Source organism: Rothia sp. CCM 9419, from assembly GCF_048512815.1.
In the GTDB taxonomy this organism is placed as follows: Bacteria; Actinomycetota; Actinomycetes; order Actinomycetales; family Micrococcaceae; genus Rothia.
Genome location: NZ_JBLXXY010000001.1, coordinates 316283 through 340090, shown reverse-complemented (window position 1 = coordinate 340090; position 23808 = coordinate 316283). Strand labels below are relative to the sequence as shown.

Sequence of the window (23808 nt, the reverse complement as noted above, 5' to 3'; positions counted from 1 at the left end):
GGAATAGCGCGTATGGGTTCAGTTGAACACCTGATTATTGCCAATGCCAGCAGTGAAACGGCAAATGCATACATCTCCATTTTTTGGATTGCACTTGTGGCAATGCTGTCTCCTCTTCTTTCTGCTCTAACCAAGAAGAAAATTCCTGACGTCGTGATTCTCCTTTTGCTCGGAGCAATCATCGGACCTAACGTTTTGCATCTGGCAGACACCGATAACGGTGTTGAACTCATCAAAGAACTTGGGCTCGGAATCCTGTTCCTCATCGCAGGTTATGAAGTCAATACAAAAGCCATGCACTCTCGTCAAGGAGGCTTTGCTTTAGGCACTTGGGCGGTGTGTTTTACTCTTGCGCTCTTAGCATCTGCAAACTTTTTCTCTGAGTTCCGCAACGGACTCGACCATATTGCGGTGTTTGCAATTGCCATGAGTTCTACCGCTCTTGGCACGATTTTGCCCATGGTCCGAGCCAACGGGAAAACTGGTACAAAACTCGGCGACGCTATTATGGTGCACGGCGCATTAGGTGAAGTCATGCCAGTTTTTGCGATGTCAATTTTGTTATCGACTCATTCTAAAGGTTTCGCTGTCCTCATTCTTCTTGGGTTCTTACTCATTGCTCTTATTACAGCGATTCTACCTCGCCGTGCTTTTGCCCATATCCCTGGGCTAGGGCGCACCATGGCTGCCGGAGCAAACCAAACAACCCAGACAATGCTACGTCTTGCAATGTTGATTCTTTCAACTCTCATGATGTTTGCAGCGGTCTTTAACCTTGACGTTGTCTTAGGCGCCTTCGCTGCCGGTATTATTTTGCGCTCGCTCACCCCAGAGTACGCATTTGAGCCCTTTTCTGAACGTCTCGATGTTCTCGGCTTCAGCTTCTTAATTCCGCTCTTCTTCATTTGCTCTGGCATGGGAATTGATCTTAAGAGCATCGCGAAATCTCCGGTAGCTCTAATCCTCTTTGTGTTGGCGTTACTTATTCTTCGTGGCCTACCGGTGTTCCTTGCTGAACGATTCTTCGACACCGGTTCGGGGCTACAAACGCTCAATGAGAAGGTTCAACTTGGTTTATATGCTGCCGCTGGTTTGCCCATGATTGTTGCGGTAACTGAAGTGGCACTTTCTCATGAGCTCATCACAGAATCAGCGGCTTCACTATTAGTCGGCGGTGGAGCTTTGACGATTCTCATTTTCCCGCTCTTGGCCTCTGGTCTAGACGCAATTTTCCGTGATAAAGACGCTGTTATCGAAGAGAAAACAACAAAAGATAAAATTACCGAAAAGAAGCGTCAACGTCATCAGTCTTCACAATTATCGACCAGTTCGTTGCCGGTAATTTCTCAGGGGCCTGATGGTCGTGGTATTGATCCGACGAAGAAACCTGTAGAGTCCTAAGCTTTTTTGGGATTAAACGTATTGGGTGGTTCCCCACAAGATTGTGGAGAACCACCCAATACGTTTAATGAGTTAGTATTTCACCTCAATTATTTGAGGATAATAACGTCCAGAGTTCGTGGACCGTGCACACCCTCAACACGAATCAACTCAATATCTGAGGTTGCTGAAGGTCCAGAAATCATCGTAATAGGACGTTTATAAGAGACTCGTGCGATAGCTTCTGGAATGAGTTCTACGATGGTGTCCTCTTTAACAACACAAATATGGTGGTCGGGAACGAGTGTAATAGCTCGTCGTCCTTCATCAGGATTCGTGTTCAAGAAGATGGTTCCTGTTTCTGCACATGAAACAGTAGAGTTAGTCACCACTGCGTCGATACGGTCAAGCTCTTTGAGCGAGAGCGTCCCCGCTTTTTGAATGTTACCAGCGTCGAAGACACGAGAACGAGTGGCGGTATCTTCGGGAAGCCAGTTCGTGTTGATACCGGTAGGCACCACGTAACGGGAAGCTTTTTCTAGAAGCTGGTCGATACGGTCAACGATGCTCTCTTCTGTTTCGTGGTAAACATTCGCTTTATAGTCGATGAGACGGTCAACGAGTATTTCGATGGTGTCTTCTTTGCTCAGTTCACTGACTCGACGATAGTTGCGGATTGGCTCAGCTGGCTGGGGGTTATCAGAAAGTGAGGCACGAATACGGGCGAGGATATCTTCTTTAGCGGTGCTCATTATTCGCTCTCCTTTGCGTGGCGCGCAGCCTGAGCTTCGCCTGCTGCTCGCGCATTAGCTTTTACTTCTTCGACCTTGCCACGGTTAGCCTCTATGAGCGCTTGAATGTCTACGCGTTCTCCGCCCACACGTTCAGCAGCAGCGCCGCGTTCTTTCTTCCACCAGTTGCGGAAGGATTGTTTGGGAGGCTCTGGGATGTCACGGTATTTTGTCCATCCGCCGACAAGACCGGGAAGTTTAGAAATCTTGTGGTCTCGTCCGGTGATAATACGGGACATGGGCAGACCCTTTTCAGCCAAAGACATCAATTTGCCGGAGCTAAAGAGTACTTTAGCGCCAAACATCATAGCGTCCATCTGTGGGTGAAGATGCTTCTTGCCACCCTTGAAATCACCTTGTGCTTTTTCGAAGTCGACGGCTTTACCGCGTAGGTGAACGAGTACGTCAGGAATGTTAATCTTGACGGGGCAGGCTTCGTAGCATGCTCCGCAGAGGGAAGATGCAAACGGTAGTGAAGAGTTGTATTCGTTCTCGATACCACCAAGCTGTGGTGAGAGGATTGCACCGATAGGGCCGGGGTAGGTTGAGCCGTATGCGTGTCCGCCTGCGCGTTCGTAAACGGGGCAAACGTTCATACATGCCGAGCAACGGATGCAGTGTAGTGCTTGACGGCCTACTTCATCGTTGAGGACGGCGGTTCGTCCGTTATCGATGAGGATGACGTGCATGTTTTGGGGTCCGTCACCGGGTGTTACACCGGTCCACATGGAGGTGTAGGGGTTCATGCGCTCACCGGTTGAGGAACGTGGCAAGAGCTGTAAGAACACTTCGTAGTCGCTGAAGGTGGGAAGAATTTTTTCGATACCCATGAAGGTGATGAGGGTATCGGGAAGGGTCAGGCACATACGTCCGTTACCTTCAGATTCAACGATAGTGAGGGTTCCGGTATCGGCGATACCGAAGTTTGCGCCGGATACTGCAACTTTAGTGTTCAAGAACTTGTCGCGAAGGCGGATACGTGATGCTTCTGCCAGTTCTGCGGGGTTATCCGAGAGGTCTACTTTGACGCCTTCAATTTTTCGTTTGAAGATGTCACGAATTTGGGTTCGGTTGAAGTGAATTGCTGGAACAAGAATATGTGAGGGGCGGTCTTCTGCCAGCTGCACGATTTCTTCTGCCAAGTCAGTTTCGATGGCGTTGATGCCTTTTTCTTCAAGAAATTCATTGAGGCCCATCTCTGCAGTTGCCATAGATTTAATCTTGATGATTTCGTCTACGCCTTCGGCTTTGATGAGGTCATAAGCAATTTGGTTTGCTTCGCTGGCGTTGCGTGCCCAGTGAACGTGTCCGCCGGCTGCGGTGAAGTTCTTTTCGAACATTTCTAGGTATTCTGGCAGGTTTGCAAGAACACGTTGTTTAATCATGGATCCGGCGGTGCGGAGGTCTTGCCAGTCTGGCAATTCGTTGATGACGTCGGCACGTTTATTACGGATTTTGTGGGTTGCAAATCCGAGGTTTGCGCGAAGCTGTTCGTTGGTAAGTTCTTTTGCCGCGTATTTTGGGAATTCTTCGAACTCGAAGATGTTTCCTTCACCGTGATACACACGAGGCATTCCAAGTGATACTGCTGTCATAATTATTTACCTCCTGCGGCTGCTAGTTCTACGGGGCCAGAGACTTTCAGCGGGTTTTCTTTAGTGGATGCAAGAATCTCGGCGAAGTGTACGGTTTTGACAGGTGAGCCTTTTCGGCTAAGTGCACCACCGATGTTCATTAGGCATGATACGTCGCCACCGGTGCAGATACTTGCACCAGTTTTTTCGATATTGTCTGCCTTGTCAGAAACCATAGCCCCTGAGGTGTCGGCATTTTTGAACGAGAAGGTTCCACCGAAGCCGCAGCATTGGTCGAGTCCTTCAATTTCGGTGTATTCGATTCCACCAACGGTGCGTAAGAGGTCGGCTTGACGGGTGCCGAGTTTGAGTAAGCGCATGCCGTGGCAAGAGTTGTGGTAGGTGACGTGCTCTGGGAAGTATGAGTTGAGTTGTTCGGCAGCGTTAGTGATGCCGAGAACGTCGATAAGTAGCGAGGATAGTTCAAAGGTGCGGGCAGCGATAGTTTCTGCGCGTTGAGCTAGTTCTTCGTCTCCTGCTCGGCGAGCAATCATGGGCTGTTGGTGCCCAAGGGAGGCAACACATGATCCGGAGGGGGCGACTGCTACGTCGAAGTCCCATGAGTCGAAAGCGTTGACGTGTGCTTTAACAACTGGATATGCGTCATCGAAATATCCGGAGTTGACGTGCATTTGTGAACAGCAGGTCTGCCCTTGGGGATAGACAACTTCGTGCCCTAAACGTTCTAAGATTTCCACGGTAGCCTGCGCCGTGCGTGGGTACATGCCGTCGACGAGGCATGTTGAGAATAGTGCAATTCGCATAGCTTTCTCCTTAGATGGTGCGCTACGGACTCATTCGTGGTTCGCACCCAAAATAGAACCCTTGAGTTTGAAAGAGATAGCGCGTGTATATTCTTATCTTTCATTTAACACGAGTTTTAGTACCTCGAACCATTTTGATTAGCGCATTTTTTTATGACTAAATACCTCTTTTGTGCATGTTTTTCACATTGCACCAACAATGTCTCACCACATGAAAGGGTGCATTTTTGCGGGGTGTTGGGGCGTTTTTCGCGGAGTTTCCCACTTTTCCCGATGTAAAAGCTCATTATTTTTGCAAGACACAGGCGCTTCCCACATAAATACACACAAACCCTCAAAAACACGAAAAGGGGTTGAGGTCACAATAGTTTTGCAATGGTGATACGCCTCATGTAGGGTTATAACATTCTAGTGGTCAGACCACACATTTTTACATCACACGTCAAACCGCTTACTAGCGGTTTTCTTAGTTCCTTAAAGGAGAGCTATGAATACTTGGTTTGCACAAACCGACGCAGTCGGTGGCAGCCTGGGACTCTCAGCACTCGTAGCATGTCTACCGCTTCTCGCGTTCTTCATCATGCTTCTCGGTGTTAAAGCCCGCGCACACATTGCCGGCCTGACATCCCTCGTCGTTGCTATCATCGTCGCAGTTATCGGATTCGGCATGCCCGCCGACCTCGCCGCAATGTCAGCACTTCGTGGCGGACTCTACGGCGCATTCCCCATCGTCTGGGTTATCCTCATGGCAATCTGGTTCTACCAGATTACCGTCCTCTCTGGCCGTTTCGAAGATCTCCGTCGCACCTTCGACGCTATCGGTGGAGGCGACCTACGTATCCAGGCTATCCTCATCGCGTTCTGCTTCGGTGGCCTACTCGAAGCACTTGCAGGCTTCGGCGCTCCCGTTGCTATTACCGCAACAATGATTCTTGCACTAGGTGTTAAACCGCTCAAAGCAGCTGTCACCGTACTTATTGCAAACACCGCTCCCGTAGCATTCGGCGCTGTAGCTATCCCCATCACCACCGCAGGTGAAGTAGGCGGCAAAGATGCAACCGTTATCGGTGCAATCGTTGGTCACCAAGCACCCTTCCTCGCATTCTTCGTCCCACTTATCCTTCTCTTCATCCTTGACGGCATTAAGGGCGTTAAAGATGCTTGGGTTCCTGCAGTTGTTATTGGCTTCTCCTTCGGTGTTGCACAGTGGCTCACCGCAACATACTTCGTCTACCAGCTCACCGACGTTGTTGCATGTATCGTTTCCCTCGGTGTAGCAGTTGCATTCTTGCGTGTATGGAAGCCTCGCGGCATCGCAGGTGTTCGCGAGCGCTACGGACTACCTCCGCTAGAAGAAAACGCAAAATCCGAACTCACCGGTATGCGCGTATGGATGGCACTCATGCCTTACGCCGTTGTTGTTCTCGTCTTCGGTATTGCGAACCTAGCGACCCCCGTTGTTACTTGGCTCAAGAGCACCAACCTCGTCGTCAAGATGCCTTTGCTTGAAGATCGCCTTGTTAATGAAGCTGGTGAACACGTCAAGTCCGCATACTCCTTCGCATGGTTGAACAACCCCGGTAGCTTCTTGCTCTTTGCAGGTCTTATCGTTGCTGTCTTGTACATGGTCTTCAACGAAAATAACCGTTACGCTCTCAACTTCGGTGATGTTGTCAAAGAAATCGGTGTTACCGCATACCGTATGCGTTTCTCCGCATTGACCATCGTTGCTGTTTTGGCGCTAGCGTACGTTATGAACTTCTCCGGTCAGACCGTTGCAATGGGTGCATTCGTTGCAGGACTTGGACCAATCTACGCATTCCTCGCGCCTTCGCTCGGTTGGATTGGAACTGCTGTTACTGGTTCTGACACCTCCGCAAACGCACTCTTCTCCAAGCTACAGGTTGCTGCTGCGAACAACCTCGCACAGCAGGGTATTACTGGTGTAACCCCAGAGCTCTTGTTGGCAGCAAACACCACCGGTGGTGTTGTTGGCAAGATGATTTCCCCACAGTCTTTGGCTATTGCAGCAACTTCTGTGGATATGGAAGGTAAAGAGTCCGAAATCTTCAAGACTGTTCTCCCATGGTCTATCGCCATGTTGGTGACCGTCTGTACTTTGGTCTTCTTGCAAACCAACATTTTGCACTTCCTGATTGAAATTCACCACTAAGATACGCCCAAGGTTTTCTCACCTAAAGGTGTTACTTACGGTGGCGGTATCTCAACTTCGGCTGAGGTGCCGCCACCGTTTTATATCATTCCGCCGTACCAAAGAGGAACTGTGAAAGAAAGAACCTTTAGCGTTCTCATCGACTCTGTAGAAACAAAACTTCGTCGTGGCCAACTACGCGTAGGAGATAGACTCCCCGGAGAACGAGCATTAGCCGAACAATACGGTATTTCTCGTGCTTCTGTACGTGAAGGCTTACAAGTTCTTGGTGCTGTAGGTCTTATCCGCTCACAGTCCGGTTCAGGCCCAAAATCTGGAGCTATCGTCGTGTCAGAGCCTTCTGATGCGTTAAGCTGGGCGATCCGGATGCATATTGCAACCAAAACACTTCCTGTTTCAGATGTGGTCACAACACGCATTCTTTTAGAAGGCCATGCGGCACGTATCGCAGCAGTTGGAGAAGATACTGTCAAACGTTCACACGCCTTACAGCGAGCCAAAAGTTATCTTGACGAGATGGATTTTGAAAATATTAGTGATGAGCGTTTTCATTTTTGCGACACCCGTTTCCACTATGAGATTTCTACGCTCAGTGAAAATCTTGCTCTAGAAACTGTTATTGATTCGCTTCATCTGGCAACGGTAGGGTACGTCGAAGAAGCCGTCCCATATTTGCAAGATTGGAAGAATGTCAAAAAAGAGCTTCAGAGACAGCATCGAAAAATTTATGATTCTATCCTTGCTCAAGACCCAGACACAGCCCAGCAAAGCGTAGCGGAACATATTACATGGTTCTATGCGCTTTCCGATGAAGCTCAAAAACATCGTGAATACCACGAGAAAATCCGTGACGGGGTACTCCCCTCATAAATGAGCAGAATAAAAACATATAGACGCTGGCTATCATCTCCCTCGGTGATAGCCAGCGTCTATATGTTTTTTTATTTCTCAATATTAGATTGAGTGTATAGCTTCAACGTTATACGGTAAATGTTGTTTGTGTGAGACGCTCATATGCTTCGATGTAACGTTCACGAGTTTTTTCGACAATGTCCTCAGGTAACGCCGGAACAGCACCTTGACCGTTCCATCCTGAAGCATCAGAGGTAAGCCAGTCTCGAATAAATTGTTTGTCAAAACTAGGTTGGTTTTGTCCTGGCTGATATTTTTCCGCATCCCAGAAGCGAGAGGAATCTGGGGTGAGTATTTCGTCTCCGAGAGTGACAGCTCCCCGATAAGAATCTAAACCAAATTCAAGCTTTGTATCAGCAATGATAATTCCACGATCTCGAGCGATTTCTTCTGCACGAGAATATATTGACAGGGTCAGTTCCTCGAGTCGATCTGCCATGGGCGCACCGATTTCTTCGTGTAATTCTTGACGAGTAATCAGTTCATCGTGTTCGCCGATTTCGGCTTTACCGGTGGGGGTAAAAATAGGAGGATTCAGAACGGAACCGTCTACGAGCCCTTCAGGTAACATCGTGTCGCCGATAGATCCTGTCTCTTGATACGTTTTAAGGCCAGAACCAGTGAGATACCCGCGGGCAATGCACTCTACCGGAAACATATTGAGAGATTTACAAATCATAGCTCGACCAGCAACCACCTCAGGTACATCGGTTGAAAGAACGTGGTGAGGTACCTCGGTGAGCTGGTTAAACCACCACAAAGAAAGTTGCGTCAGAATTTTTCCCTTATCGGGAATCACTGTGGGAATCACCTGGTCAAAAGCGCTCACACGGTCGGAGGCAACAACAAGAACAGAGCCAGCACGCTGTTCGGCGTCGTCTTTTATCGATAGCCCAAAAACTTCATCGTGTCCTTCAGCTGGGACATATAAGTCTCGAACTTTGCCAGCATATACGTGTCTCCACCCTGGAATCTCAAGGTGTTCCTCTTTCCAGTTCATAACGCTCCTATAGGTTGTAACGAGTCAAAGTAGGGGTAAATATGTGTGCTCATCAGGTTGTGAGGAGCATATCGATAACTATGAGTATTGTTCTGGGACGGTAATCTGCTGTTGTGAGGCAGCTAGTGCAATGTCTTGACGGTATTGGGCACCTTCCCAAGAAATACGCTGAACACCTTCATAGGCTCGTTCGCGTGCTTGGTTGAGGTCATCGCCCAACCCAACGACGGCAAGAACTCGACCTCCGGAGGTCAAAATGTCCTTACCTTTTTGGGTGGTGCCCGCATGAATAACGTAGCTGTCGTCTTTGCCTTTAAGGTCGTCTAATCCCCTAATGATGTCACCTTTGCGGGGTGTTTCTGGGTAGTTTTCGGCTGCCATAACGACGTCGACGGCGTAGCGTGGGTCCCACGATAGTGTGGTGTCTTCGTCAAGACGTGAACATGCTGCTGAATAAAGAAGCTGCCCTAGCGGTGTTTTCAACCGAGCAAGGACAGCTTGTGTTTCAGGGTCACCAAAACGGGCGTTGAATTCGATGACGCGAATACCGCGAGAAGTAATAACTAAACCGCAATACAGCACGCCGACGAAAGGTGTTCCACGATGTTTCATGTGGGTGATTGTTGGTTGTGCTACACGTTCCATCACGGTCTGAACAAAGTTTTTGGGAAGCCATGGGAGTGGGCTATAGGCGCCCATACCGCCGGTGTTGGCGCCACGGTCTTGGTCAAAGATACGTTTGAAGTCTTGTGCTGGTTCTAGGGGGATGCATCGTTCGCCGTCAGAGATGACGAAGAGTGAGACTTCAGGTCCGTCAAGGTATTCTTCAACGACAATATGTGAGCCAGCATTAAAACAGGCTTGTGCATGGGCGAGGGCTTCTTCGCGGTGTGAGGTGACCACTACGCCTTTTCCGGCAGCAAGTCCATCATCTTTGACGACGTAGGGGGCGCCGAAGGAGTCTATTGCTTCGATGGCTTCGTCCATGGTGTGCGCAATTTTTGCCAGCGCGGTGGGGACTTGTGCCTCTGCCATGATTTCTTTAGCGAAAGCTTTTGAACCTTCGAGGGCGGCGGCTTCTTGGTCTGGCCCGAATACGGGGATGTTCTGTTGGCGTAGCGCATTTGCGACGCCGGCAACGAGTGGTGCTTCTGGCCCGATGACGACGAGGTCGATATCGAGTTGTTGTGCTAGTGCAATAACCTCTGTGGGGTTTTGTGCATCAATTGGGTAGGTAGGGATTTCTTGCGCAATTCCAGCGTTTCCAGGGGCGCTATGCACCTGAGTAACTTGTGGGTCTTTTTGAAGTGCGCGGATGATTGCATGTTCACGCCCGCCGGGGCCAAGTACCAAAACCTTCATTCTCTAAGGCTACGCGAAAAGTTCATCGTTTAGTCTCAGAATCTCTCTAATTTTCTGGAATTACAGTGTATTGAGGTTTTATGTCTTGACATTAAAACAGAAAACTTTTTTCTCAGCCTTTACTCAGCATATAATGATTCTTTTAGTCTTTCCTATCTTGTGGGCGTTTCTGTTATTTTTAGCGGCAGTCTCCTCGGGTGTTAGCTGATCGTCATTGAGTCTACGAATTATGCAATACTGGAGGGTATGCAGACATTTCATGCTCAAGACGCCGTAGAACTTGCAGTCGTTCGCCGTAGCGGGTTCGTTGAATCCCGTCATTTAGGTTCTGCTGTTTTGCTCAACGCAGATGGCTCTCCCCGTATTTCTTATGGTGATATTGATACCCCAATTTTTCCGCGCTCTGCGCTCAAACCGTTTCAAACGATTGCGTCGATGAATGCTGGTGCTGAGTTGCAAGGAGCTCAGATTGCTCTTGCCTCGGGGTCCCATACGGGTTCTTTTGAGCATATGAAGGTTGCCCAGTCTATCCTCAGCGAAGCAGAGCTTGATGATAGTGCACTCCAATGCCCTTCAGTACTTCCTTCAGATCAGCCAAGTTTGAACGCTCTCATTCAGGCTGGTAAAGGGGCTCAGCGTTTAGCGTTTAACTGTTCAGGAAAACATAGTGCCTTTTTATGGGCGTGTGTTAAAAATGGGTGGGATGTTGATCGTTATCTTGATCCAGAACATCCGCTACAACAGCGTGTTATCGAAACTATTCGTCAATGCACCCAAGAGGATATCTCTATGGTAGGTGTTGACGGTTGTGGGGCGCCGTTACCTGCGCTATCTTTACGGGCCCTTGCTCGAGGATATTCTTTGCTCGGGTCAGGCATCGAAAATATTCATGCTGATGCTCGTGTTGCCACAGTAGCTACCGCCATGGTGGATTACCCTGAGTATCTTCAGGGCGTAGATACTCCTTATACTCGATTGTCCGGCCTTTTAGATGCCGTTGTCAAAGGTGGAGCAGAAGGGGTTTTAGCTATTGGTTTACGCGATGGTTCATCGCTATGCATTAAGATTCTTGACGGTTCACACCGTGCTTTAGTTGTTATTGCGTTGAGTATTCTAGAACAAGCTGGACTCATTACTGCTCAGCAGCGAGCGCAGGGTATAGAGCAGTGCACTTCGCCTATTATGGGCGCTGATACTGTTGTTGGAGCTGTTGAACCGGGTGCAGCGTTACAGCAGGAGGTTTAGCCGTAGCAGATGAGCGCCCGTCGTAAGATTTCTTTAGAACAGGGAACAGCGTATATCTCTGATATTTTTCGGGTTTTTGAATCTTCAGCACCGGAGAGCACTTTTGACCAGCTACCGCGTAGTGTGAGGGCTGGGGCAGTTCGTTTTTTGTTAGAGGAATTAGCGCACAGAGTGCCGGGTAATTCTGTCGAGGTGAGGGTTCCACCTTTTGGTGTGACGCAATGTATTGAGGGTCCTCGTCATACTCGTGGGACTCCGCCTAATGTTATTGAGATGAGTCCTTATCTTTGGTGTGCTTTAGCCTGCGGTGTTCGGGGCTGGGAAGAGAGTAAGACTCAGCTGAATGCTTCCGGTGTACGTGCTAATTTGCAGAATGTTTTGCCGTTGTTTCAGGGAGTTTAAGGTTTTGTTTCTTGGACTTTGACGAGGTTCTTGGGGTTTTCCTCTTAGAGTAATAGGGTCATATTTTCTGTTTTTGTATCGTGCCAGAATAGAATAGGTTTGATGAGTACTTCTACCCCACATTCTCAAGGTTCTTCTTCTCAACGCCCGCAGGAGCGTCTTGTTCAGGTGCGTCGTGCGCCTTCTTTGATTGCTTTTGGAGTCACTGGTGTTGTGGTTGGTTTGATGGTTGCCGCCGTATTAACGTTTTTTGTTGGTGGTAGTGATGAGCACACGCGGTCTTCTGTTTTTGGTGTTCTTGCCGTGTGTTCTATGGGCGTTTGTACTGCTATTTTTTTGACGATTGCTCTTATGATTGATAGGTTTACGGCTCGTCGTGCCGAGGTTGTTCGTGCTGTTGCAACCGATGAAGAGTAGTTCTTAAACGAACATATACTCAATTTTTTCTAGAAAGTGGATGTCTATAGGCTAAACTAATACCGTCTTAGCTTCTTTGGTGCACGTCACACACCTTAGATGGTTAGGTCACTATTTTGTTCGGCCCCGACCTTCGAAAAGATGGCAACATTGGTTCGTCCCGACGGTAAACTGACCCACGATCTCGACCCTATTGACCACGGCCCTAAAGATGAATGCGGAGTCTTTGGCGTCTGGGCTCCAGGAGAAGACGTAGCAAAACTCACCTACTACGGCTTATATGCGCTACAACATAGAGGCCAAGAATCTGCTGGTATTGCTACTAGCGATGGAAAACGAATTAACGTCTATAAAGATATGGGGCTGGTATCCCAAGTCTTTGATGAGCACACCCTCAACTCTATGCGAGGGCATATGGCTATTGGCCATTGTCGTTATTCCACGACTGGCGCTTCACATTGGGCCAATGCACAACCTACTCTTGGTGCAACGCCACACGGTACTCTTGCTTTAGCACACAACGGAAATATCACGAACTCTGCCGAACTCTACGACAGAGTTTTAGAAAAAAATAGTGGTGAGACACCCGAACGTGGCGAATTAGCACAAGGAAATACTACAGATACAGCTCTCGTCACAGCTCTTCTTGCGAAACATCAGCACCCTTCTCTCAAAGAAGCCGCATTAGAATTATTACCCACGCTTAAGGGCGCATTCTGCCTTGTCTTTATGGACGAGAACACCCTTTATGTGGCTCGTGACCCGCAGGGTGTGCGTCCTCTTGTTCTAGGAAAACTTCATCATGACGGTTGGGTCGTCGCTTCAGAAACAGCTGCACTAGACATTGTCGGTGCAGCTTTTGTTCGCGAAGTTTCCCCTGGAGAGTTTCTGACCATCACAGAACAGGGCGTTCAATCAGAACAATTTGCCCCTGCAGAGCCTGCTGGTTGTGTTTTTGAGTATGTCTATCTAGCGAGGCCAGATACCACGATTAATGCTCGTTCAGTATATGAGTCACGGGTCGAGATGGGTCGGCAGTTAGCACGTGAGCATCGTGTTGAAGCAGATTTAGTGATGCCTACACCGGAGTCGGGAGTTCCCGCAGCGATTGGTTATGCTGAAGAATCAGGTATTCCTTTTGGTAATGGTTTGGTCAAAAATGCTTATGTTGGGCGTACCTTTATCCAGCCGTCACAGACTATTCGCCAGTTAGGTATTCGGCTTAAACTCAATCCGCTACGTTCGGTGGTTGAGGGTAAACGACTCATCGTTGTTGATGATTCTATTGTGCGAGGTAATACTCAGCGTGCACTGGTACGTATGCTCAAAGAAGCTGGTGCGGCAGAGGTTCATGTCCGTATTTCTTCTCCTCCCGTCAAATGGCCTTGTTTCTACGGTATTGATTTTGCTTCTCGTGCTGAGCTCGTTGCTAATACGATGAGCGTTGAAGAAATTGGAAAATCTTTGGGTGCTGATTCTTTAGGGTATATCTCAGAAGATGGCATGATTGCAGCAACTCAACAGCAACGTAAAAATCTATGCACGGCTTGTTTTACGGGTAAGTACCCTATTGAAATTCCAGAACGTATTGGAAAAAATCTCTTTGACGCCCAAGACACCGTTGCAGGTGCTAGCGGACCATTATCCAGTTCTATTGCCGAGGTGACGGCAGAACGTCCGGTACCTCAAAAGCCTGAACGGGCTCAGGCATATTCCATTCATACTCGCCAAGGCTCAGCGTCTACAGCAGCAGGGCCCGTGGTGGGTGGGTGTGCGTCACGCTGTGAGCCTGGTCCAGATTCGGAATTAGAGTCTCTTATCTTGCCCGAAGATACGATTTATCCACAAACGACAAAGGAAGACCCCCATGACCACTGATTCTTCACAGATAACGTATGCTTCTGCTGGTGTAGATGTTGAAGCTGGCGACCGTGCTGTTGAACTGATGAAAGACGCGGTTAAAGCTACTCATAGTTCTGCAGTGGTAGGGGGTGTCGGTGGTTTTGCAGGTCTTTTCGACCTCAGCGTGTTGAAAGACTATCGCACACCGTATCTTGCAACCTCAACAGATGGTGTTGGCACAAAAGTTGCTATTGCTCAGGCTTTAGATATTCACCATACGATTGGCCATGATCTTGTGGGTATGGTGGTCGACGATATTGTTGTCACCGGAGCTAAACCTCTGTTCATGACTGATTATATTGCAACGGGTAAGGTTGTTCCTGAGCGTATTGCAGATATTGTTCGCGGCATTGCTGAAGGGTGTGCTCTGGCAAAAACCGCCCTTGTAGGTGGTGAAACAGCTGAGCATCCTGGTCTGTTAGGCGAACATGAATACGATGTGGCAGGAGCCGCTACAGGCATTGTTGAGTCAGATGAATTACTTGGCCCAGACCGTGTTCAGGATGGAGATGTTCTTATCGCCATGGCGTCTTCGGGAATTCATTCGAATGGTTATTCTCTAGTACGTAAAGTGGTAGAACATTCTAAGTTCACCCTAGAGAGCCATATTCCAGAGTTGGGGCGGACTCTCGGCGAAGAATTGCTCGAACCGACGCGTATCTACACCGCAGCATGTTTAGAGCTCTTAGAGAAGTTCCCTGTCAATGGTGAAGACGGTCGTACGGGTCAGGGTATTCGCGCTTTTTCTCATGTAACAGGTGGCGGTTTAGCCGCTAATCTGGCACGCGTATTACCGCAAGGATTGATTGGGCTAGTCGATCGTTCTACGTGGGAGGTTCCCGCAATTTTCCGTTTGGTTGAACGTCTTGGTTCGGTTCCTCTGGCAGATATGGAAAGAACCCTCAATATGGGTGTGGGCATGGTTGCGGTTGTTTCATCTCAGGTTGCTGATGAGGTTGTTTTTTCTGCCTCAGAACAAGGCATAAGTTCTTGGATTTTAGGTGAGGTTCGTAAGGATGACGGCTCTTACTCATCATGCGAGGATTATGTTCAAGGAGCTAAGGGTGTCGATGGTGGCGCTGCTCTTTTGTCGAAGACGTATCTTTAGCTCAACAGGGTGAAGAGTAAAGCTCTTCTTCTCGTCTTATAAGGGGAGAAGAGCTTTATTGTGTAGCTGAGTAGTACCATTCACCAAGATGTTTTAGGTGCGTTTGCGTATAAAAAAGTAGTGTACCCCGAGGGGCACACTACTTTTTTATTGTCTCAAAATGACTAATCGAGAAGATTAGTCTTCATCAACATAATCGTCAGAATACTTGTCGAGGTATTCTGAGTAGTCGTCCTCATCATATTGATGACCGGATGACTTTCTGGATGAGTTATTTTTGGCACCACTGAGCTCGCGTTCGAGCGCAGAGTAATCGGTCTCGGGGCTGTAGTATTTCATCTCCCGAGCCTGCCGTGTTGCTTTAGCCTTTTGACGGCCGCGCCCCATGGCGTGACCCCCTCTTTATCCATCGTGTCCGGTGGGCCAAGTGTGTGAGCACACAGGTAGCCCCGGAATCCTCTTACAGTCTTTCCTGCTTAAGGGTACATGTTTTTTATTAGCTGTGCTTAATTCGTATCCCTTTGAGAGGAAATTAGTGACGATATTTACTCTTAAAACCGTGAAAGGACACCATTTCTCTCTAGAGAATCTCAAAAAATGTTTTCCAGATTACATATCGTTACGATTCTTCTGTACCACAATGGGGTTTCTTCACGGTCACATCAGTTGAGCGAGAGCAGCAGCCACATCACTACGCCACATATACGTTGCTTTGCGATCGGCACGTGTCGGCCCACCATTAATAATTCCTAAAGGCTTCTGGTCTTTATGAGCTTCAAGAGCAAATTTATATCCGCTCATCACCGCTAGGGAACTGCCTACAACAAGTACAGAACGGCAATCACGGTACATCTGCCAAGCTTGTGCTTTTCGTTGGGCAGGCACGTTCTCACCAAAATATACAACATCAGGTTTGAGGAAAGTCTGTTGGCAGTTCACACAGCCAACCATCTGAAAGTCAGAAATAAGTTCATCGCTCAGTGACACATCGCCGTCAGGGTTCACTTGGAGGTTCTGATCTTCGAGACGTTCTAGGTACCCGTAATTTTTCTCCTCAATGCGGAGGTCTAACTCGGCACGATGTTCACGTTTGTGGCAGATAAGGCATACGACATACTCTAAGTCGCCGTGAAGAGCGAGAACGTTCCGTGATCCTGCACGCCGGTGTAATCCATCAACGTTTTGAGTGATAATACCTGCCAGTTGCGAGCGCTCTTCAAGTTTTGTGAGTAAGTAGTGTGCTGCGTTAGGTTCAGCTCGTCGCATTCTGCGCCAGCCTACGTAGGAGCGAGCCCAGTATCGTTGACGTGCTTCGTCATCGTAGCGGAATTCTTGGTATGTCATCGGGCGGTGGTTTTTCAAAGAGCCGCTTTCTCCGCGGTAGTCGGGGATTCCTGAGGCTGTGGAAACACCGGCTCCGGTGAGAACGAGGACTTGTCCTTCATGTAATAGATGCTCAATTCCTTCACGGGCGTATTGAGTGTCGTGGGCGGGAATTTCGTTTTCAACGATACGTGCGATGGAGCGTAGTGCTGATTGATGTGCGCGAGCAATTTCGGGGTGGTTGGTGAGCTCAATGTTGGAACTGTACATCGAAGAGCGGGAGGAGGATTCAAAGTTCACTCTCTTATTATCGAGGATGGCTCTGGTGCAGGGTAGTATTCGTTGCCGTGAGAGTGTTCTCGTTCTTCTTGTCGTGGGGTTTTAACGACGTGTTGCCACCCCGTGCGGGGTGGCAACATCATCGAAAGGGGCACCTAAAGGGTTTTTATCGGATGGATTCTAGGTGCAGAGTCTTTGGCTCTTGGTCGGTAACATCCACATGGACGGTGTCTCCTTCGTGGATATCGCCGGCAAGTATGCCCTGAGCTAAGCGGTTTCCGAGCTCTGTTTGAACGAGGCGGCGAAGTGGTCGGGCGCCGTAGGCGGGGTCGTATCCGTTGGTGCCTAACCATTGGATGGCGTTTTCGCTCACGTCGAGGCTGATACGCTTATCTTCTAGGCGGTGTGCCATTGATTGTATTTGTAGTAGCACGATCTTTCCGAGGTCTTCTTCACTCAGTGGGTCGAACATGATGATGTTATCCAACCGGTTGAGGAACTCAGGTTTGAAAGAAGCGTTGACGACGTTCATGACAGCTTTGCTTCGGTCTTCTTGACTTTGCGTTGAGTCAATTAAGAATTGAGATCCCAAGTTTGAGGTCAAGATGAGGATAACGTTTCGGAAGTCCACGGTGCGGCCTTGTCCGTCTGTTAGACGTCCATCGTCGAGAACTTGAAGGAGGATGTCGAACACTTCTGGATGGGCTTTCTCTACCTCGTCGAGGAGTACAACAGAGTACGGGCGACGGCGTACTGCTTCGGTGAGTTGTCCGCCTTCTTCGTATCCGACGTATCCGGGAGGAGCTCCTACTAGTCGTGATACAGCATGCTTTTCAGCGTATTCAGACATGTCGATGCGAATCAGCGCGCGTTCGTCGTCAAATTGGAATTGTGCAAGTGATTTGGCGAGCTCTGTTTTGCCTACACCGGTTGGGCCTAAGAAAAGGAACGAGCCGATGGGGCGGTCAGGGTCGCTAATACCAGCACGTGAACGGCGTACCGCGTCAGCAACAGCTTGAACGGCTTGGTGTTGTCCGATGAGGCGCTTGCCGAGTTCGCTTTCCATGTTGAGTAGTTTTTCGCTTTCGCCTTGGAGCATTTTCCCTGCGGGGATACCTGTCCATGCGCTGATGACTTCGGCGATGTCTTCTGCTGTGACTTCTTCTGAAATCATAGATTCTTCGCGGACTCGGTCTTCTGCTTGTTGAGCATCAGTTAGTTCTTTTTCGAGGGCAGGAATTTCCCCGTAAAGAAGGCGTGATGCTTCGGCCAAGTTTCCTTCACGTTGGGCGACTTCGGCACGGGAGCGTAGCTCGTCGATGCTATTTTTGATGTCTCCGACGCGGTTCAGACCGGCTTTCTCTGCTTCCCAGCGCATATTGAGTTCGCGGAGTTCTTCTTGCTTATCTGCCATATCAGCTCGTAGCGCTTCGAGGCGTTCTTTGGAGGCCTCGTCTTTTTCTTTGGCGAGGGCAAGTTCTTCCATGGTCATACGGTCTACGGCTCTGCGTAAAGCGTCAATCTCTTCTGGAGCTGAGTCAATTTCCATACGTAACCGTGATGCGGCTTCGTCGATGAGGTCGATGGCCTTATCTGGTAATTGGCGTGATGGGATATAGCGTTGCGAGAGGTTTGCGGCGGCAACGAGTGCGGAGTCTGCGATGGCTACTTTGTGGTGTGCTTCGTAGCGTTCTTTGAGTCCGCGCAAGATACCGATGGTGTCTTCGACACTGGGTTCGCCTACGTATACTTGCTGGAATCGGCGTTCTAAGGCAGCGTCTTTTTCGATGTTCTGGCGGTACTCGTCTAGGGTGGTTGCACCGATGAGTCGAAGTTCTCCGCGAGCAAGCATAGGTTTGAGCATGTTTCCGGCGTCCATGGACCCTTCAGATGCTCCGGCGCCGACGACAGTATGTATTTCGTCGATGAAAGTGATGATTTGGCCTTGGGAGTTTTTGATTTCGTCAAGAACTGCTTTGAGTCGTTCTTCAAATTCTCCACGATATTTTGCTCCTGCGACCATGGATCCTAGATCGAGGGAGATGAGTGTCTTTCCGCGTAAAGATTCGGGGACGTCTCCTGAGACCATGCGTTGTGCAAGTCCTTCAACAACTGCGGTTTTTCCGACGCCAGGTTCGCCGATGAGTACGGGGTTATTTTTAGTGCGTCGTGAGAGTACTTGTACGACTCGTCGTATTTCGCTGTCGCGGCCGATGACGGGGTCGAGTTTTCCGCTTCGTGCTATGGCTGTGAGGTCTGTTCCGTACTTTTCAAGAGCTTGAAAAGTTCCTTCGGGGTTTGGAGTATCCACTTTTTTACCTCCTCGTATGTTGGGGATGATTCCTTCAATGGTTTGTGCTGTAGCTCCGTTATTTTTTAGGAGTGTGGCTGCGGCGTTTTGTCCCTGAGCGATTCCTAGCAAGATGATTTCTGTAGAGATATAGCTATCTCCAAGTTTTTGCGCTTGCGTTTGGGCATTTTCTAGTGCGTGGAGAACGTCTTGGCTTATTTGGGGTTTTGCAACTGTTGCTCCAGAAGTTGCGGGAAGAGTTTTAATCTGTGCGGAGACTTTTTCAGATAGTTCGTCGAGGTTTACCCCTGCAACTTTAAGTGTTGCTGCGGCGAGGCTCTGGCGAGTATCTAGCATCGCTTTTAGTAGATGCTCTGGCTCTATTGATGGGTTTTTGAGAGTTTGAGCGTAGCTATTTGCTTGGTTGAGCAGTTCTTCTGATGCGCTTGTTAATTGCATGTTCATATAGTGTCCTTTCTGTGTCGTGTGCTGTTTTATGTTGTCCGAGCACCCCGTTAACGATACCCAGTTCAACTAACTTGAGTCTACAACGCTCAACTTAGTTTATGCAATACTTCCCAGAAAAAACGTTTTAAAAATATTTACAGATACAAAAGACTATGATTCAAGAAACTCATAGTCGCTAGACTCGCGAGCCATCCGCTCTTCATCTTCTTCGGTAATACCCGCACTCAGTTTCGCAGAACGCCGGCAATAATTCAGCGCAAGAAAAAAGACTGCGAAGGCACTCACAAAAGTCAGGATTCCAGCAGTGTTACCAAAACCAGCAGCCAATCCAACGTAGTGTTCGCCAAATATTTGAGAGAGCGCAGAGATTGTTTTCCCATCACGCCGGTCAGGACACAACACCCCAAAGGTAAAAGCCCAAAACCACGTAAGGCAATGCATATAAGCTAAAGACACAGGCAAGGAACGCCCATTTGAATACCTACAAGCGTCACGATAACCCCAATAACACCCGCACAGCAGAATAACCAAAAGACTAGGGGTAATACTTATAGCAAAAATCCACGTCAGTTCGCCTTGCGCACCAAAAAGGATTCTCCCAAAGCTAACCCATAAGGCGCTCAAGAAAGCACCAGGCGCAGAGAGCCTATATACGAGACGCCCAAAAACGCTCTGATGCCTTATCAAAGTATTCTCATTGGAGGGTGTTGTAGTCACTATTCCATGTTAAAACACACAGCCCTCAAAGACGAACAACTCATGGTGCAACACACTTCAAGGCAACCTCCGATAGAGTAAACGTATGAGCGATACACAATATCTAACACCACCCGAAGCTGTTTTCTTTGACCACGATGGGACGCTTGTAGACACCGAACCCATCTGGGAACAAGCCAAACAAGCAATAGCACAAGAACATCACGCTTTTTGGACAGCACAAGATACCGCCGATTGCTTAGGAAAATCTATTGACGCTTCTTTGATTCGATTACAAGAAAACGGCGTACCTCTAGAGCTTCAAGAGATGAAAGCAGAGCTTCAGAAGCAGGCTGAAACAATTTTAGAGACTCATGCCATTTCTTTAATTCCTGGAATACCAGAGGTTCTTCAAGAACTTCGCAAGGCGAACATTCCCGTTGGCATTGTCACCAATGCCATCACTCAAGTAGCAGAGCATACCGCCAGCTTATCCCCCGAAACTTTTTCAGTAATTATTGGTGATCAACAAGTTACCAACCCAAAGCCACACCCTGAGCCTTATCTACAGGCCGCAAAGCAACTCGGCGTTAATCCTCAGCGTTGCGTGGCAGTGGAAGACTCTCCTTCAGGTGTTCAAAGTGCACTATCTGCAGGCATGAAAGTTATTATTGTCCCAGGTGAGATAGATGTTATTGAAACCAAAGGGACGACTAAGGTTAGCCATACTAACCTATCTCTTAAGGACATCCTTATTTTGAGTAATTCATAATAAGGCTTGCAAGAACCTTCTATTCTTGATATATTCGTAATAACGAAGCGTTGGAAATCCCACATTTATCCAACACTTCACAGAACATCACAAATACACAGGAAGGCAACAACAATGGCAAACACTGCATCATTTACCGTACCAGGAATCACCGAAAACTCAGGACATCAGGTCGGAGAACTCCTCCAGATGCGCCTCCACGCAATGAACGACCTCCAACTCGTACTCAAACACGCTCACTGGAACGTTGTCGGACCATCTTTCATCGGCGTTCACGAAATGATTGACCCACAGGTATCCCTCGTACGCACCTACGCAGATGACATTGCAGAACGCATGGCAACTCTCGGAGTAGCACCTAACGGACTAGCCGGAGACCTCACCGAACAGCGCACCTGGGAAGAATACCCCCTCGGCCGCGCTAAGGCACTTGATCACCTCCGCGCACTCAACGAGGTATACACCCGCATCATTGAAGACCACCGTGTAGCCATCGCAAAGGTCGCAGACATCGACCCCGTCACCGAAGATTTGCTCATCTCTCAGACCGCAGAACTCGAAAAATTCCAGTGGTTCGTACGAGCACACCTCGAAGACGGCGAAGGCAACCTCGTCTAAGGTCTAAAGCACCTCTCTAGAGAGAAACCTAACAACCGGCTGTACACCATAAAAACTTATGGTGTACAGCCGGTCTCTCGTTATAAGGTAAAAACCATGGAGCAAGAACAGCACGAACCAACACCCCAAGAGATCAAACGCTGGAGACGATACCTCGCTGAAGAAATATCTGAAGCAAAAATCTACGCGTCCTTAGCACAACGATCACAAGGCACCGAAGCTGAAATCCTCCATGAAGTCGCCACCGCAGAACAACGTCACCAAAACCATTGGAGACAGCTCCTAGGCGCACATGCAGAACCCACACCACGCCCCTCTATTAGTGCGCGTATCCTCGAGTTCTTAGCAAAACACTGCGGAACCGTCTTCGTCCTCGCACTAGCTCAACGTGCAGAACAACGCTCCCCCTACGCCCACGACCCCCACGCAACCGAAGCCATGGCAGCAGATGAAGCTGTACATGAAGAAATAGTCCGAGCATTATCTACCGCCGGACGTGAAAAACTATCAGGTAATTTTCGTGCAGCTGTCTTTGGAGCTAACGACGGACTCGTCTCTAATGTCGCCCTCATCATGGGAATTGGAGCCAGTGGAGCCAGCTCAGAATTTATTCTCCTCTCCGGCATTGCAGGACTACTAGCCGGAGCCCTATCCATGGCAGCAGGAGAATTCGTCTCCGTCAGATCTCAACGAGAATTACTCGACGCCTCAAACCCCACCCAAATCACCCTCAGCGTCGCAGACCAACTCGATATCAACCAAAATGAACTCAAACTCATCTATAAAGCACGAGGAATGAGCGAAGAAGCCGCAACGCACCGAGCACAAGAACGCTTCGGACAATTCTCTTGCGACTGTGACCCATCATTGTCCTACCAAGAAAACAGCAATACCCCATCAACAGAATCACACACCACAGCCCTCGGCACAGATATCGGAGCGGCAGCAGCATCCTTCTCATTCTTCGCCTCTGGCGCGCTCATCCCCATACTCCCCTACGTCTTCGGAGCATCCGGAACATTCGCAGTCTTCCTATCGTTACTTCTCGTGTCCACAGCCTTAGGTATTACGGGAGGAATTGTCGGACTACTCTCAGGCGCTTCCCCCCTCAAAAGAGGACTACGACAAATCGCCATCGGACTATCTGCTGCAACCATCACCTACATATTAGGCCTACTATTTGGCACCGGAGTCGCCTAATCACCCCCCCCCACCAAAACGATACCCACCTTATGAGCTAAGCGCTCCAGAGTCTTTGAGCGACTGCACATTAGCTCTCCACAATGCTCGCTGAATCAAAAGCATCACAATTCCAGCAACACACATTCCTAAAACATTAATTACCAGTTGAGCAGCAGAGCCCACCATCTCTTCGGAAGAACCAATAGCAATTCCTAAGGCAAGATTCCCCACCGCTGGAATCGTCGTCACCGAAATAAAGACACCAATAAGCGCACTAGATTGGTGGGTGTCTAAAGCCCAAACACCCACTGCACCAGCAAGAACCGCAACCAAAAAAGACCAAATATTAGGACGCCAAATAAAGCCGGTCTGAGGCCGTGCCCCTAACACATCCAATGGTGTAAAAAGCCCCAGATAAAGAGCAATACACGCTAACAACGTAACCACTACAGTTGCTAGTAAATATCCACCCCATAAAGTGCACAAACTCCGCACGATTAAAGAACGTTCCTTAAAAGCGACCCCTGTACACAAAGCAGCTACCGGAGCAAAGTCAGGGCCAACAACCATCGCACCCACCACCAAAATAGCAGAATCTGTCAAAACAGCAATCGCAGCAAGAATCACAGCAACAACAATAAATACCCCATAGGTGAGGCTGAAAAAACTTGAATTCTGGGCTTGTGCGAGCTGATTAGCCCACATTAAAGTATTCCGTTCATGCCGAGTCAGCATCGAAGAGTCCTGAATGCCAACAGGGCGAATCTCTTGAATACTCACATCCGAATATTCAGAAAGCAATTCTAGACAGTTCTCCAAGGCATCTTCTGAAATACACCATTCAATCACATCTTGAGCATCATCTTGAACCGCTCCAGAACGAACCCTCAGCTGAGATACCTCAGCAATCGCATGAAGCCGCCGAAAGACTTCTGTACTCATACGGGGAGAAACATCAACACGTAATTGCATTATTCCCATATATTCCACCTACTTTTCGTGAAGGCATCTCTCTGCGGATAGCGCAACGCCCCTGTGCCCACTATATAAAATATATGGTAAGCACAAGGGCGTTTCACACTATCGCACA

The 23808-nt window shown here is 48.7% G+C and carries 20 protein-coding genes and 1 pseudogene; 11 read left to right on the top strand and 10 right to left on the bottom strand.

Annotation, left to right across the window (positions count from 1 at the left end):
• Nucleotides 1-12: 12 nt before the first annotated feature.
• On the top strand, nucleotides 13-1401 hold the full coding sequence (locus ACN08W_RS01655; RefSeq protein ID WP_419102663.1) for a cation:proton antiporter: 1389 nt from the start codon (nucleotides 13-15) through the stop codon (nucleotides 1399-1401).
• Between the two features lie 89 nt (nucleotides 1402-1490).
• Here ACN08W_RS01655 and ACN08W_RS01650 read toward each other — a convergent pair whose 3' ends face one another.
• Genes ACN08W_RS01650 through ACN08W_RS01640 form a run of 3 tightly spaced genes read right to left on the bottom strand, consistent with a single transcriptional unit; the run spans nucleotide 1491 to nucleotide 4569 of the window.
• On the bottom strand, nucleotides 1491-2132 hold the full coding sequence (locus ACN08W_RS01650; protein ID WP_419108627.1) for a LutC/YkgG family protein: 642 nt from the start codon (nucleotides 2130-2132) through the stop codon (nucleotides 1491-1493).
• Entirely contained in the window at nucleotides 2132-3766 is a 1635-nt protein-coding gene (locus tag ACN08W_RS01645) for a LutB/LldF family L-lactate oxidation iron-sulfur protein (protein ID WP_419108626.1), read from the bottom strand. Before ACN08W_RS01645 ends, ACN08W_RS01650 begins: the two co-directional genes overlap by 1 nt.
• Nucleotides 3767-3768: 2 nt before the next feature.
• Nucleotides 3769-4569, bottom strand: coding sequence for a (Fe-S)-binding protein (locus tag ACN08W_RS01640; RefSeq protein ID WP_419102665.1), 801 nt, complete (start codon nucleotides 4567-4569; stop codon nucleotides 3769-3771).
• Between the two features lie 487 nt (nucleotides 4570-5056).
• Here ACN08W_RS01640 and ACN08W_RS01635 point away from each other — a divergent pair, with 487 nt between their 5' ends.
• Both ACN08W_RS01635 and ACN08W_RS01630 read left to right on the top strand, forming a co-directional pair.
• Nucleotides 5057-6742, top strand: coding sequence for an L-lactate permease (locus ACN08W_RS01635; protein WP_419108625.1), 1686 nt, complete (start codon nucleotides 5057-5059; stop codon nucleotides 6740-6742).
• Nucleotides 6743-6853: 111 nt separating this feature from the next.
• The gene (locus ACN08W_RS01630) at nucleotides 6854-7612 is read left to right on the top strand and encodes a FadR/GntR family transcriptional regulator (protein ID WP_419102667.1); all 759 of its coding nucleotides are present in this window, start codon (nucleotides 6854-6856) and stop codon (nucleotides 7610-7612) included.
• A 109-nt stretch (nucleotides 7613-7721) separates the two neighbouring features.
• Here the strand turns inward: ACN08W_RS01630 and ACN08W_RS01625 are convergent, their stop codons facing one another.
• Nucleotides 7722-8654, bottom strand: a complete 933-nt coding sequence (locus ACN08W_RS01625) for a phosphoribosylaminoimidazolesuccinocarboxamide synthase (protein WP_419106606.1) — start codon at nucleotides 8652-8654, stop codon at nucleotides 7722-7724.
• Between the two features lie 78 nt (nucleotides 8655-8732).
• A complete protein-coding gene (gene purD / locus ACN08W_RS01620) occupies nucleotides 8733-10016 on the bottom strand; it encodes a phosphoribosylamine--glycine ligase (RefSeq protein WP_419106607.1) in 1284 nt (427 codons plus the stop codon).
• Nucleotides 10017-10262: 246 nt separating this feature from the next.
• Here purD and ACN08W_RS01615 point away from each other — a divergent pair, with 246 nt between their 5' ends.
• The 5 genes from ACN08W_RS01615 (at nucleotide 10263) to purM (ending at nucleotide 15090) form a co-directional block, all read left to right on the top strand.
• The gene (locus tag ACN08W_RS01615; protein ID WP_419108624.1) at nucleotides 10263-11261 is read left to right on the top strand and encodes an asparaginase; all 999 of its coding nucleotides are present in this window, start codon (nucleotides 10263-10265) and stop codon (nucleotides 11259-11261) included.
• A 9-nt stretch (nucleotides 11262-11270) separates the two neighbouring features.
• On the top strand, nucleotides 11271-11663 hold the full coding sequence (locus tag ACN08W_RS01610; RefSeq protein ID WP_419108623.1) for a sterol carrier family protein: 393 nt from the start codon (nucleotides 11271-11273) through the stop codon (nucleotides 11661-11663).
• 102 nt (nucleotides 11664-11765) lie between these two features.
• Nucleotides 11766-12080: a hypothetical protein gene (locus tag ACN08W_RS01605; protein ID WP_419102672.1), complete on the top strand. Its 315-nt coding sequence runs from the start codon at nucleotides 11766-11768 to the stop codon at nucleotides 12078-12080.
• A 150-nt stretch (nucleotides 12081-12230) separates the two neighbouring features.
• Nucleotides 12231-13958 carry an amidophosphoribosyltransferase gene (gene purF, locus ACN08W_RS01600; protein WP_419102829.1) on the top strand — a complete coding sequence of 576 codons (1728 nt, stop codon included), beginning with the start codon at nucleotides 12231-12233 and terminating at the stop codon, nucleotides 13956-13958.
• Nucleotides 13948-15090, top strand: coding sequence for a phosphoribosylformylglycinamidine cyclo-ligase (gene purM, locus ACN08W_RS01595; protein WP_419108622.1), 1143 nt, complete (start codon nucleotides 13948-13950; stop codon nucleotides 15088-15090). Before purF ends, purM begins: the two co-directional genes overlap by 11 nt.
• A 177-nt stretch (nucleotides 15091-15267) precedes the next feature.
• Here the strand turns inward: purM and ACN08W_RS01590 are convergent, their stop codons facing one another.
• The 4 genes and pseudogenes from ACN08W_RS01590 to ACN08W_RS01575 all read right to left on the bottom strand — a co-directional run bounded on the left by ACN08W_RS01590 (nucleotide 15268) and on the right by ACN08W_RS01575 (nucleotide 20167).
• Nucleotides 15268-15477 carry a DUF3073 domain-containing protein gene (locus ACN08W_RS01590; RefSeq protein WP_419100997.1) on the bottom strand — a complete coding sequence of 70 codons (210 nt, stop codon included), beginning with the start codon at nucleotides 15475-15477 and terminating at the stop codon, nucleotides 15268-15270.
• A 270-nt stretch (nucleotides 15478-15747) separates the two neighbouring features.
• Complete coding sequence (locus ACN08W_RS01585; protein ID WP_419108658.1) at nucleotides 15748-16683, bottom strand: Sir2 family NAD-dependent protein deacetylase; 936 nt, start codon at nucleotides 16681-16683, stop codon at nucleotides 15748-15750.
• Nucleotides 16684-16906: 223 nt separating this feature from the next.
• Nucleotides 16907-19447, bottom strand: a pseudogene (clpB, locus tag ACN08W_RS01580) (ATP-dependent chaperone ClpB); the annotation flags it as partial.
• A 153-nt stretch (nucleotides 19448-19600) separates the two neighbouring features.
• Complete coding sequence (locus tag ACN08W_RS01575) at nucleotides 19601-20167, bottom strand: hypothetical protein (RefSeq protein WP_419108621.1); 567 nt, start codon at nucleotides 20165-20167, stop codon at nucleotides 19601-19603.
• 85 nt (nucleotides 20168-20252) lie between these two features.
• Between ACN08W_RS01575 and ACN08W_RS01570 the strand changes: the two genes are divergently transcribed.
• The 3 genes from ACN08W_RS01570 (at nucleotide 20253) to ACN08W_RS01560 (ending at nucleotide 22736) form a co-directional block, all read left to right on the top strand.
• Entirely contained in the window at nucleotides 20253-20918 is a 666-nt protein-coding gene (locus ACN08W_RS01570) for an HAD family hydrolase (RefSeq protein ID WP_419106613.1), read from the top strand.
• Between the two features lie 114 nt (nucleotides 20919-21032).
• Entirely contained in the window at nucleotides 21033-21536 is a 504-nt protein-coding gene (locus ACN08W_RS01565; protein ID WP_419101001.1) for a Dps family protein, read from the top strand.
• Between the two features lie 96 nt (nucleotides 21537-21632).
• Nucleotides 21633-22736, top strand: coding sequence for a VIT1/CCC1 transporter family protein (locus ACN08W_RS01560; RefSeq protein ID WP_419108620.1), 1104 nt, complete (start codon nucleotides 21633-21635; stop codon nucleotides 22734-22736).
• A 30-nt stretch (nucleotides 22737-22766) separates the two neighbouring features.
• On the opposite strand, the gene ACN08W_RS01555 is transcribed toward ACN08W_RS01560, so the two are convergent.
• Nucleotides 22767-23699 (bottom strand): DUF389 domain-containing protein, encoded by a 933-nt coding sequence (locus ACN08W_RS01555; RefSeq protein ID WP_419108619.1) that lies wholly within the window; start codon nucleotides 23697-23699, stop codon nucleotides 22767-22769.
• Nucleotides 23700-23808 lie beyond the last annotated feature (109 nt).